Genomic DNA, 11,777 nt, shown 5'->3' on the forward strand with positions numbered 1-11,777 from the left:
CCGGGGGCGTTCGCGCCTTGCGTCCGCTCCACCAGGGCCCCCGCCCCCCCTCTCCCCCCCCCCCCCCCCCGGGCCGACGACGAGGCGACCGCTCCGGTGGCCGAGGTGGCCCCCGATGACACCGCCTACCTGGTCTTCACCTCGGGCACCAGCGGAGACCCCAAACCGGTCGCGGTGCGGCACCTGAGCCTGACGGCGTTCGGGCAGGCCATGGACCGGCTGGTCTACGGTGAGCTGCCCGAGCACGCGCGGGTGGCGGTCAACGCGCCGTTCTCCTTCGACGCCTCGTGGCAGGGCACCCAACTGCTGCGCTCGGGGCACACGATCCACCCGGTGCCCGACGCCGTGCGGGCGGACCCCGAGGCGATGGTCCGGTTCCTGCGGGACCACGCCATCGACGCGGTCGACGGCACGCCGACCCACCTGGCCGCCCTGGCCGACGCCGGCCTGCTCGACCGGCCCGGCCGGCCGCCCCGGGTGCTGGTGGTGGGCGGCGAGGCGGTGCCGGCCGGCCTGTGGCGACGGCTCGCCTCGGCCGAGGTGCGCGCGGTGAACGTCTACGGGCCGACCGAGTTCACCATCAACGCCACCGGCTGCCTCATCGAGGCCCCGGACGCGCAACCGGTCATCGGCCGGCCGCTCGCCGGAGTCACCGCACAGGTCCTCGACTCCCGGCTGCGTCCGGTACCGATCGGCTTCCCCGGCGAGCTGTACCTGTCCGGCCCGCAGCTCGCGCTCGGCTACGCCGGCCAGCCGGAGCGGACGGCCGAACGTTTCCTCGAGGCGCCCGACGGATCCCGCCGGTACGCCACGGGGGACCTGGTGCGCAGGCGGGGTGACGGCACGTTGGAGTTCCTCGGCCGGCGCGACGAGCAGGTCAAGCTCCGCGGCTACCGGATCGAGCCCTCGGAGATCGCCGGCGTGCTGCGGGCCGCCCCCGGCGTCTCGGACGCCGCCGTGGTCGTCATCGGACAGGGCGGCCCCTCGGCGGTACTGCACGCCGGCCTCGTACTGGCCGACCCGGCGACGACGACCGACCGGGTCCGCGCGTTCGCGGCCACCCGGTTGCCCGGCTACATGGTGCCCGCCTCCTTCGCCGTCCTGCCGCAGCTTCCGCGCACGGCCAGCGGCAAGCTGGACGCGGCCCGCCTGGTGGCGCTGGCGCGGACGCGGTCCGAGGCGGCGCCGGCCGTCGGCCCCACGACGCCCGCCCGGCGCCGGCTGGCGCTCATCTGGTCCCGGCTGCTGGGGCGCGACGGCGTGGACGACGGCGACGACTTCTTCGCGCTCGGCGGCAACTCGCTGCTCGCCGGCCGTCTGGTGCGGCAGGTCGAGGCCGAGTTCGGCACCCGGCTACCGCTCCAGACGGTTTTCGGCCACCGCACGCTGGCGGCGATGGCCGACGCGCTCGGCGCCGAGCCGGCGCGGGGAGCCGGGCGGGACGCCGCCGACCGCGGCCTGGTGGTGCCGCTGACCACGGCCGCGGGCAGCGGCCCGGCGCCGGCCGGGCAACTGCCGCTGGTCGTGCTGCATCCGCTCGGCGGATCCCTGCTCGCCTACCAGCCGTTGCTGCGCCTGGTCCCGCCGTCGGTGCCGGTCTGGGGAGTCCGGTCGGCCACGGTGGCGGGGGCCGGCCAGGAGCCGCCGGACGTCGCGAGCCTGACCGTGCGGTACGCCGACGAGCTGACCGCACTCGTGCCCGCACGGCGACTCGCGCTGTTCGGCTGGTCGCTCGGCGGCCTGATCGCGCTGGCGGTGGCCGCCGAGCTGGAGTCGCGCGGCATCGAACTGGACTTCGTCGAGATGTGGGACTGCGGCGTGGGCACCGAGCCCCTGGGCGACCGCGAGTCGGTGCGGATGGCGCTGCGCGCCGGCTACGGAGCCGACCTCCAAGAGCGGCACGGCGCGCTCCTCGCCGAGGTCCTGAGCCTGGTACCGGATGGGGTCGCGGTGGACGAGGAACTGCTGAAGGTGGTTCAGGACCGGGCGCGTCCGATGGGCACGCCGGCGGACTCGGCCGCGTTCCCCGGGCACTTCCGGCTGATCCGGCACCAGACCGCGCTGTTCCGCGACTGGCTGCCCACCCCGGTCCGGGCACCGCTGCACGCCGTCTACGCCGAGAGCAGCCTGCTCGACGGCAGCGTCGCCCGCACCGACTGGCGGCGCTTCACCTCCGCGCCGTGGACCGATGCCACCGTGCGGGCCGACCACTACGGCATGATGCGCCCCCCGGTCGTCGCCCAGCCGGCCGCCGGGTTGCTCGCCCGCCTGGCCGACCGCACCGGCGGCGACGGGTGATCGGCCTGGCGGCGCACACCGTACCGACCACCGTGAGCCGGTTCCCCGGGACCGCCCCCGGACACCCACCCCAGCGGCCGTCGGCTGCCCCGACAGTGAGTGAGGCCCCCATGCCACGAGCGACGTCACGAGCACTCCCCAACAGCACGGATCCGTCCCGACCGGCCGGCCGACGCCACCTGTTGTCCCTGGCGGACCTGTCCGACGACGACCTGTACGCGCTGGTGCGCCGGTCGAGCGACCACGCGCGCGGCGCCGTCCCGCTGACCGGGCAACTCGGCGGACGGGTGGTGGGAACGTACTTCCGCACCACCTCCACTCGGACCCGCACCGCGTTCTCCGTCGCCGCGCTGCGGCTGGGCGCCCAGCTGATCGCCTACGGCCCGAACGACCTGCAGGAGAACACCGGTGAGAGCGCGGACGACACCGGCCGGGTGCTCGGTCTGATGCTGGACGGCCTCGTCGCGCGCACCTCGGCGAGCGCCCGGGAACTCCGCGCGATCGCCGCGTGGGGCACCATGTCCGTGGTCAACGCGATGACCGAGGACGAACATCCCACGCAGGGCGTCACCGACCTGTCGGCCATGCTCACGACCGTCGGCAGGCTGGAGGGCCTGCGCGTGCTGTACGTGGGCGAGGGCAACAACACCGCCGTCGCACTGGCGCTGGCCCTGACCCGCTACGCGGGTGCCGAACTGCACCTGCGGACCCCACCCGGGTACGGCCTGCCCTCGGCCGCGCTGCGTCGTGGGCAGGAGTACGCCGCGGCGCACGGCGCACTGATCGAGGAGCGGCACCAGATGGACGAGGTGCCGCCGCAGGTGGACGTCGTCTACGCCACCCGTTGGCAAACCACCGGCACCACCAAGCACGATCCCGAGTGGCGGCGGGTGTTCCGCCCGTTCCAGGTGAACGCGGCACTCATGGACCGCTGCCCGTCGGCGGTCTTCATGCACGACCTGCCGGCGCACCGGGGCGAGGAGGTGGACGCCGACGTGCTCGACGGCGAGCGCAGCATCGCCTTCCAGCAGGCCGCTCACAAGCTCTACGGCGCGATGGCGGTGCTGGAGTGGTGCCTGACCTGATCGAACGTCCGACCTGATCGCGTGCCCGAACCGATCGCCCGTCCGAACCGACCCTCCGTCGAACAACGACGACCGCAAGCCCGCCCCGAGGAGTAACACCATGTACCTGACCATGCTCAAGTCCAAGGTCCACCGTGCCACCGTGACCCAGGCCGATCTGCACTACGTCGGATCGCTCACGCTCTGCGGAGACCTGATGGCCGCCGCCGGCCTGCTGCCCGGCGAGAAGGTCGACATCGTCGACGTCAACAACGGAAACCGGCTGTCGACCTACCTGATCGAGGGGCCGAAGGGTTCCGGCGTCGTCGGCATCAACGGCGCGGCGGCGCGGCTGATCAACGTCGGCGATCTGGTGATCATCATCGCCTACCGGATGTGCCCCGAGGCCGAGGCCGGCCAGGCGACGCCACAGGTGGTGTTCGTCGACGAACACAACCGGATCACCTCGCTTGGCGCGGACCCGGCCGCGACCGGTGAGCTGCCCGGAGCGCTCCGCGGTGACGTGGTGCGTCCCGTCGCGCGGCTGGACGGGGCGACCGCGCGAGGGTAGGGCGGTGGGTCCGGCCGACGTCACGGCACGGCGGACGCGCCCCGGTCCCGGGGGCGCGGTTCCCCGCGGATCCCGTCCGCTCCCCCGTGAGCCCAGGACGCCCGCCCCTGAGGACCGTTCGGCCCCGGCGGGTTCCTCCACCTTCGAGACCAGCTGAGGATGTTCCATGCCCGCGAGCGCTCCCACCGCCGTCATCGTGGACGGCTACTACAATGCGAGTTCACTTCCCCCGGCCTTCGCCCGCCGAGGCATCTCCGTGGTCCACGTCCAGAGCACCCCGGAGCCGATCCCCTCCTGGCTGCCGCCGGATCCCTCCGCGTACCTGGAGAACGTCGTCCACACGGACGAGGAGTCGACGGTCCGCCGGCTGGCCGCCTACGACCCACTCTGTGTCATCGCCGGCCAGGAACCCGGAGTACCACTGGCCGACCGGCTGAGCGAGCTGATGGGACTGCCCGGCAACGGATCACGCCTCTCCGGGGCGCGCCGGAACAAGTTCACCATGATGGAGACGCTGCGCGCGGCCGGCGTGCGGTCGGTCAGTCAGTTCAAGAGCGCGGAGGTGGAGTCCGTCCTCGCCTGGGTCGAGGACCACGGCACGTTCCCGGTGGTGGTGAAGCCCCTCAGCTCCTGCAACACCGACGGCGTCGTCATCTGCTCCGCCCTGGACGAGGTCCGGCGCGCGGCGCGGGACGTCCTGTCCACCCGGGACGCCTTCGGCCTGCCGAACACCGAGGTGCTGGTCCAGTCCTACCTCGACGGCGACGAGTACATCGTGGACACCGTCAGCCGCAACGGCCGGCACTTCGTCAGCAGCGTCTGGAAGTACGAGAAAACGCTGGTGAACGGCAAGAACCTGTACGACAAGGACATCCTGCTGCCGCCGGGCGCCGACCCGGTCCCGGAACTCGTCGCCTACGTCGGCACGGTGCTGGACGCCCTGAACATCCGGCACGGCGCCGCGCACAGCGAGGTCAAGCTGACCTCCGCCGGACCGACGCTGGTCGAGACGGGAGCCCGCCTCAGCGGCGGTATGCACCCGGACCTGCACGACGTGTGCCTCGGGCAGAACCAGGCGGACCTGGTCGCCATGGCCTACGCCCAGCCCGAGGCGTTCCTGGCGGACCACGCCGGGCGCCTCTACACCCGGCGGCAGCCGGCCATGGGCTACACGGTCGCCACGAGCGTGGCGGGCGTCGTCCGCGCGATCGACGAGGACACCGTCCGGCGGATCAACGCCCTGCCGACGGTGCACCGGACCGTCCTGAACGTGGCGCCGGGCCAGCGCATCCGGCCGACCGTGGACCTGGGAACCTGCACCATGCGCGTCTACCTGACCGGGCCGACCCTGGAGGCCATGCTCGCGGACTACACCCGGGTCCGTGACCTCAAGGACCGGGTCTACCTGGTGTGATGCCGATGCTGCGCCGCACACTCGACGGGGTGCGAGGGCTCGGGCCCGCACTGCGGGTCCTGTTCGTCACCACTCTGATCCTCCAGACCGGAGCGGTGGCGTTCCCCTTCCTCACCGCCTACCTGGTGGGCCGGAACCGGTACTCCGGCCCCCAGGTGGGTCTCATCGTCGCCCTCTACGGCATCGGGGCGCTCGCCGCCGACCTGTGCTCGGGTCCGCTGCTGCGGGCGCTGCCACCCCGCACCGTCATGGCCGCGGGTCTCGCCGGCAACGCGGTGACCGCGGGGTGCCTGCCCTTCGTCCGAGGACCCGGGGTGCTCATGGCGGCGACCACGGTCTGGGGGTTCTGCTACGAGATCTTCATGCCCGCCTCCTACCTGGAGACCATCCACCAGTCCTCCGAACGGGACCGCAGGATCGCCTTCTCCTTCAACCGGCTCGCCATCAACCTCGGCATGGGGGTCGGTCCGGTGGTCGGCGCCGCGGTCTTCGTCTGGCGGCCCACCGTCCTCTTCGGGCTCAACGCCCTCGCGGTCCTCGCCGCGGCGCTCTACCTCGTCTCCCGTCCCGCTACCGGTGCGCCGCCGGCCACCCGACCCGACCCGGCCGCCCCCGGGGACGGCACCGACCGGCGTGACGCCAGGTTCTGGACCATCCTCGTGCTGAGCGTCCCGATCCACTGCGCGTACGCCCTACCGCTCACCTTTCTCAGCGTGTACGTCGTGCACGACCTCGGCCTCTCCGGCCTGTGGGTGGGACTGATCTTCGCGGTCAGCGCCGGGAGCATCGTGCTGTTCGAGATCCCGCTGAACACGGCGATGCGCGACACCAGTGCGTTCGGGTCCCTGGTCACGGGGTACGCCCTGGCGGCGGCCGGCTTCGTCCTGATGGGTGCGGTCCGGTCCGGCCCGGCGCTGGTGGGCGCGACACTGCTGTGGACGGCGGCCGAGATGATGCTCTTCCCGGGCCTCATCCACTACGTCTCCCAGGTGTCGCACCCCGGGAGGGAGTCCAGGAACCTGGGCCTGTACTCGGCGGTCATGAACATCGGGCTGATCACCAGCCCACAGCTCGGCCTCCTCCTCGCCGACCACACCGGGCCCTCGAGCCCGTGGTACCTCGCCGGTTGCGGCATCGCCCTGGCACTCGTCACCATCGTCCTGCTCCCCCGGAGTTCGGCTCTCAGCCTCCGCACGCCCTGTTCCGACTGAGCGTCAGACCGCGCTGGCGGCATCGCATCCGCCCGCCCCGGGCTGATTTGCCGAAGTGGCAACAGACCTCGCGCTCCGCGCGCCGCGCGCAGCAAGATCGGCGTGAGCCGTCGAACGGCGGGGCACCGGCCCGCCCTTGGCGCACGGCTGATCGAGTTCCCGGGAGGATTCATGTCACCATCGGCCACGGGCCTCACTCACCGGCTGGTCCCCTCGCCGGCCGGCCGGATCCACCTGGTGGAGCAGGGCACCGGGCCGCTGGTCCTGCTGGTGCACGGGTTCCCGGAGTCCTGGTACTCCTGGCGCCACCAACTGCCGGCACTGGCCGCGGCCGGGTACCACACGGTCGCCATCGACGTCCGCGGGTACGGGCGCTCCGCCAAACCCGAGGACGCGGCGGCGTACCGGATGCTCGAGCTGGTCGAGGACAACGCCGCGGTGGTGCGTGCCCTGGGTGAACGGTCCGCGGTGATCGTCGGCCACGACTGGGGCTCGACCATCGCCGCCAACTCCGCCCTGGTCAGGCCGGACGTCTTCCGCGCGGTGGGGTTGCTGAGCGTTCCCTACCTCCCGCGGAGCGGGCCGAGGCCCAGCGAGACCTTCGCGCGGATGGGCGGCGACGAGGAGTTCTACGTCTCCTACTTCCAGGAACCGGGCCGGGCCGAGGCCGAGATCGAACCCGACGTGCGCGGCTGGCTCGCGGGCTTCTACGCCGCGCTGTCCGCCGACACCATGCCGGCGGTCGGCGCACCCGACCCGCACTTCGTCAGCCGTGACGGGACACTTCGTGACCGGTTCCCCGCCGGACGGCGGCCCGCCTGGCTCAGCGCGGAAGACCTCGACTTCTACGCCGGGGAGTTCGAGCGAACCGGCCTGCGCGGGGCACTGAGCCGCTACCGGAACATGGACCGGGACTGGGAGGACCTCGCCGAATTCGACGGTGCCCCCGTCACCCAGCCCTCCCTGTTCGTCGGCGGCGGCCTGGACGCCTCCACCACCTGGCTGGCCGACGCGATCGCCGCGTACCCCACCACCCTGCCCGGCCTGCACTCCTCCCACCTCCTCGACGGCTGCGGACACTGGATCCAGCAGGAACGCCCCACCGAGGTCAACCGGCTCCTGACCGACTGGCTGACGTCCCTGCCCTCCCCGTCCTCCTGATCAGCCGGCGTGTCGCCACGCTCGGCCGGAAATCCGCGACGTTCCGGCCGAGCGGGCCGGCGCCCGGCACCAGCCCGTCGTAGGCGCGGCCCGCCCGGCTCCCCGGTTCAGGTCCCCGCGCGGTGCGAGCCGGCCGTCATACCCTGACCGTAGGAGTCACCAAGAGGGGCCATCCGTTCTCCTTATGACCGCACGCACCCTGTGACCGGCCACGGGCCCGCCGGCGCCGCCCGCGAGGAGCACAGCCGTTCCGCACTCCCCCGAACTTATGACGGCCCCAGGAATCGCCGATGACGAGAACGGAATCCCGCGGCGGATGTGGCACTTTTCCCGCATGTCAGCTCGCGCACGAGCCGGCGGGGCAGCGGACGCGGCACCGCCGCACGAACGCGATCCTCACCTCTTCGACACGGAGGACAACCTCATGGGTTCGCTTGATCTGACCGGACGCGTGGCCCTGGTGACCGGAGCCACCAGCGGCATCGGCGCCGCCACCGCGGAACTCCTGGCCCAGCGGGGAGCGCACGTACTGGTCGCCGGCCGCGACAGCTCCCGCGGCGATTCCGTGGTCACCGCCATCCGCGCCCGCGGCGGCAAGGCCGACTTCGTCGCCGCCGATCTGCGCGAGGCGCACTCGGTGCGGCAACTGGCCCGGCGGGCCGTGGAGCTGGGCGGTGGCCGGGTCGACATCCTGGTGAACAACGCGGGCATCTACCCGTTCGGGCCCACCGAGAAGGCCACCGAGAGCGAGGTCGACACCGTCTACGCGCTGAACGTGAAGGCGCCGTTCCACCTGGTGGCGGAACTCGCGCCGGCGATGGCCGAGCGGGGCGTTGGTGCGATCGTCAACGTGAGCACCATGGTCGCGGCGTACGGGGCCCTGGGCATGGCCCTGTACGGGTCGAGCAAGGCGGCCGTGGAGCTGCTGACCAAGGCCTGGGCCGCGGAGTACGGCCCGCGCGGGGTGCGGGTCAACGCCGTCCGTCCCGGCCCGGTGCGCACCGAGGGCACCGCTGGCATGGGCGAGGACCTCAGCGTCCTGGCCGCCCAGGCCCCGGCCGGCCGACCGGCCGAGCCGCAGGAGATCGCCGAGGCGATCGCCTACCTGGCCAGCGACGCGGCGAGCTTCGTCCAGGGCGCCCTGTTGCCCGTGGACGGCGGCCGTACCGCCGTCTGACCCGCGCGGCCCGTCGGACGTCCCGGCCGCGTGCCAGCGGCCCGGGGCGTCCGGCAGGACACCCAGCACCGTCCGGGGCCCGGCCCCCAGCGTCAGGGGCGGGCGGACCGGTCCAGTGCGGCGACGAACCGGCCCAGGTCACGCCGCGTCGAATCGGCCGGCCACACCGCCCAGGTCCTCCGCACCAGCGGGTGCCCGACCAGCGGTGACCAGGTCACGTGCGCGGGCAGCGGCTGCTGCCAGTGATGCGGTGCCAGCGCGAAGGCCCGGCCCCCGGCGACCCCCGCCAGCTTCACCTCGGCGATCAACGCCTGCCCCTCCGGCTCCTGCGGACCGGGATCGAGTCCGTGGCCGCGCAGCACGGCGGTCAGCTCGTCGTACCAGGCGGGACTGCCGGAACGCGGAAACCCCACCCACCGCAGTCCGACGAGCGCGTCGAGCGCGACACCGTCGGGCCCGACGAGCTCGGCGGCCCGCTTCGTGGCCAGCAGCACGCCCAGCCGCTCGCGCACCACGAGCAGCGCGTCGAACTCCGCACCGGTCGGCCGCTCCCGCAGCAGCCCCACATCGAGCTCACCGGCCCGCAGGGCGGCCAGTTGCTCGGCGGTGGACAGGTGGCGGGCCCGCACCCGGCTGTCCGGGAAGGCCTCCGCCAGCTCCGCCAACGCCGGATCCAGCAGCCCCGACGGCAGTTCCAGCGGGATCCCGATCCGCAGGGCGCCGCCCCCGGCCTCCGTGTACCGGGCCATCGCCCGCAGTGCCTGGTCGTGCCGCGCCAGTACGGCCCGGGCCTCCCCGAGCAGCGCCGTCCCGGCCTCGGTGGGCCGCACACCGGTGCTGCCGCGTACCAGCAGCTTCACGCCGAGCTGCCGCTCGAGCCCGCTGACCGTCTGGGACAGCGCCGGCTGGCTCACGTGCAGCCGGCGCGCCGCCGCCGACAGCCCGCCCTCCTCCACCACCGCCACGAACGCCCGCAGCTCCCGCAACTCCATGCCCCCATGTCATCACGTCCGCCGGGTCGAGCGGCAACCCGGTGTGACGACGCCCCCTGGGGTGAGCCGCCACAGGTCGTGGTTCACCCCGGGTCGGCTCGGCCGTCACCGCCCTGCTCCTCGTCGGGGAGCTGGTACGCGATCAGGACGGCGATGTCGTCGTCGAGGCCGGCGTCGCTGTAGGCGAGCAGGTCCTGGTGCAGGCGGTTCAGCAGCTCCCGGGGCGGCAGGGCGGTCCAGTCGCGGACGCGCTGGATGAGCGGGTAGAAGGCTCCCGTGCGGTCCCGGGTCTCGGTCACGCCGTCGGTGTACAGCAGCAGTTGGGAGCCCACGCGGAAGGGCCGCACGTCGACGTGGTAGTCGCCGCCGAGGAGCACGCCGAGGTTGAGCGGCGGTGACGGATCGGACGGGTCCAGCTCGCTGACCCGGCCCCGGCAGATGAGCAGTGGTGGGGGGTGACCGCAGTTGACGATGCGGACCACCGGCTCGTCAGCGGGAATCTCGGCCAGCACCGTGGTGATGAAGCGCTCCTCGCTGCTGGGGAGCTGGCCGGCCCGGCGACTCATGCTCCGCTCCAGTCGGCGGGCGACGGCGGGCAGGTCGGGCTCGTCGTAGGCGGCCTCGCGGAAGGCGGCCAACATCGCCGCGGCCGTCTCCACCGCGAGCAGGCCCTTGCCCCGGACATCGCCGATCACCAGCCGCACGCCGTGCGCCGTGCTCACCGCCTCGTACAGGTCGCCACCGATCCGGGCCTCCGCGGCCGCCGACAGGTACAGGGTCTCGATGCTGACGCGGCCCAGGACGCGGGGTACCGGACGCAACAGCACGCGCTGCGCCGTCTCGGCCACCGAGCGTACAGTGGCCAGGGTGCGTTCCCGGCGCGTCCGGTGGGCGGCCAGCACGGTGCCCAGGACCCCGACCAACGCCGTAGAGACGTAGGAGGCCACGTAGTGGCGCTCCCACAGATAGCCCACGGAACGGTCCGCACAGCACGGGGTGCCGGCCAGCACCCCTTCGAAGACCACGGCGAAGACCGTGATGGCGGCGACGCTGGCGGGACCGTGGGCGTAGGCGGCGATGACGGGCAGCGCGATGAGCAGGAAGCTCACCGGCCACTGCACGGGAGTGATCGGCTCCAGCGCGAGGATGGCCGCGACGTAGATGGCCGGCAGCCAGCGTATCCAGGCCGGCGGGGCGGGCACCCGCGGCGGGGTGCCGCCCCGCTTCGTCGTACTGCGCCGGGCGGCCCCGCCGTGGCCTGGCAGCCTCACAGCTCGCTCCGGCGGCGGTGCGTCCGGTTGCCCCGGAGACCGCGGGCAACCGGCCGGGCGCGGGCGGGCGGGGCGGACTGCCACGGCCCCACGGGAGGCGGATCCACCGGCGCGCCGCGGAGCATCCGCCCGGCCGGCGGCGGGACCCTGCCGGCCGCCGAGTCCGCCGCGACCTGGGACGGCATGGCCCGGGACTTCCGGTGAGGAGCGTCATCCGGCTCGTGACCCGCCTCGGCAGCACGCCCCGGTGGAACGGAACCCACGTAGACACCCATACACCGATCATCACGGCAAAGCGACCCCTACCGCCCGCCGACGGCGTCGAGCACGCGACCACGGCGGCGGCTTGCCCACCGGCACGCCGCCGCGGGCGTGCCGCGCACGGTCGGGACCAGCGCCTTCAGGGCCGTCGCGTCGCCGGACGACCGCCGGATCCTGGCGGTCCTCGCCCACCCGGAAGGCCGGGCCGCGGTCCGGCGGCCGCGGTCCGGTCGGTGTTGCGGCAGTGCCGCCACCACCAGGGCGATGGCGTCCCGCTGTGTGGTGTAGCCGATCACGGTTGAGGTGTGCGCTGGCTCGCTCCCGGGGCGCACACCTGCGAGGGATTCACGCTCCCTG

The 11,777-nt window shown here is 73.4% G+C and carries 10 protein-coding genes; 7 read left to right on the plus strand and 3 right to left on the minus strand.

Annotation, left to right across the window (positions count from 1 at the left end):
• The first annotated feature begins 96 nt into the window (after window positions 1-96).
• From ACZ38L_RS33845 to ACZ38L_RS33875, 7 genes are all read left to right on the plus strand, one after another.
• Window positions 97-2,298: a non-ribosomal peptide synthetase gene (locus tag ACZ38L_RS33845; protein WP_465700767.1), complete on the plus strand. Its 2,202-nt coding sequence runs from the start codon at window positions 97-99 to the stop codon at window positions 2,296-2,298.
• Between the two features lie 110 nt (window positions 2,299-2,408).
• Complete coding sequence (locus ACZ38L_RS33850; RefSeq protein ID WP_465700771.1) at window positions 2,409-3,383, plus strand: ornithine carbamoyltransferase; 975 nt, start codon at window positions 2,409-2,411, stop codon at window positions 3,381-3,383.
• A gap of 100 nt (window positions 3,384-3,483) precedes the next feature.
• Complete coding sequence (gene panD / locus ACZ38L_RS33855; protein WP_465700775.1) at window positions 3,484-3,933, plus strand: aspartate 1-decarboxylase; 450 nt, start codon at window positions 3,484-3,486, stop codon at window positions 3,931-3,933.
• A 166-nt stretch (window positions 3,934-4,099) separates the two neighbouring features.
• Window positions 4,100-5,347: an ATP-grasp domain-containing protein gene (locus ACZ38L_RS33860; protein ID WP_465700778.1), complete on the plus strand. Its 1,248-nt coding sequence runs from the start codon at window positions 4,100-4,102 to the stop codon at window positions 5,345-5,347.
• A 5-nt stretch (window positions 5,348-5,352) separates the two neighbouring features.
• Window positions 5,353-6,558, plus strand: a complete 1,206-nt coding sequence (locus ACZ38L_RS33865) for an MFS transporter (protein WP_465700780.1) — start codon at window positions 5,353-5,355, stop codon at window positions 6,556-6,558.
• Window positions 6,559-6,729: 171 nt separating this feature from the next.
• Entirely contained in the window at window positions 6,730-7,719 is a 990-nt protein-coding gene (locus tag ACZ38L_RS33870) for an alpha/beta fold hydrolase (protein WP_465700782.1), read from the plus strand.
• A gap of 424 nt (window positions 7,720-8,143) precedes the next feature.
• Window positions 8,144-8,896 (plus strand): SDR family NAD(P)-dependent oxidoreductase, encoded by a 753-nt coding sequence (locus tag ACZ38L_RS33875; RefSeq protein ID WP_465700784.1) that lies wholly within the window; start codon window positions 8,144-8,146, stop codon window positions 8,894-8,896.
• A 92-nt stretch (window positions 8,897-8,988) separates the two neighbouring features.
• On the opposite strand, the gene ACZ38L_RS33880 is transcribed toward ACZ38L_RS33875, so the two are convergent.
• The 3 genes from ACZ38L_RS33880 to ACZ38L_RS33890 form a co-directional block, all read right to left on the minus strand.
• Window positions 8,989-9,888, minus strand: coding sequence for a LysR family transcriptional regulator (locus ACZ38L_RS33880; protein WP_465700788.1), 900 nt, complete (start codon window positions 9,886-9,888; stop codon window positions 8,989-8,991).
• Between the two features lie 83 nt (window positions 9,889-9,971).
• Window positions 9,972-11,069, minus strand: a complete 1,098-nt coding sequence (locus ACZ38L_RS33885; protein WP_465700792.1) for a PP2C family protein-serine/threonine phosphatase — start codon at window positions 11,067-11,069, stop codon at window positions 9,972-9,974.
• A 392-nt stretch (window positions 11,070-11,461) separates the two neighbouring features.
• Window positions 11,462-11,777: hypothetical protein (locus ACZ38L_RS33890; protein WP_465700790.1), on the minus strand; the 316-nt coding region annotated here is incomplete at its 5' end.

Source organism: Kitasatospora sp. NPDC024654 (assembly GCF_055559155.1).

Coding starts and splice junctions, on each gene's coding strand:
- ACZ38L_RS33850 (WP_465700771.1), top strand. CDS start 2,409: ATGCCACGAGCGACGTCACGAGCACTCCCCAACAGCACGGATCCGTCC.
- panD (WP_465700775.1), top strand. CDS start 3,484: ATGTACCTGACCATGCTCAAGTCCAAGGTCCACCGTGCCACCGTGACC.
- ACZ38L_RS33860 (WP_465700778.1), top strand. CDS start 4,100: ATGCCCGCGAGCGCTCCCACCGCCGTCATCGTGGACGGCTACTACAAT.
- ACZ38L_RS33865 (WP_465700780.1), top strand. CDS start 5,353: ATGCTGCGCCGCACACTCGACGGGGTGCGAGGGCTCGGGCCCGCACTG.
- ACZ38L_RS33870 (WP_465700782.1), top strand. CDS start 6,730: ATGTCACCATCGGCCACGGGCCTCACTCACCGGCTGGTCCCCTCGCCG.
- ACZ38L_RS33875 (WP_465700784.1), top strand. CDS start 8,144: ATGGGTTCGCTTGATCTGACCGGACGCGTGGCCCTGGTGACCGGAGCC.
- ACZ38L_RS33880 (WP_465700788.1), bottom strand. CDS start 9,888: ATGGAGTTGCGGGAGCTGCGGGCGTTCGTGGCGGTGGTGGAGGAGGGC.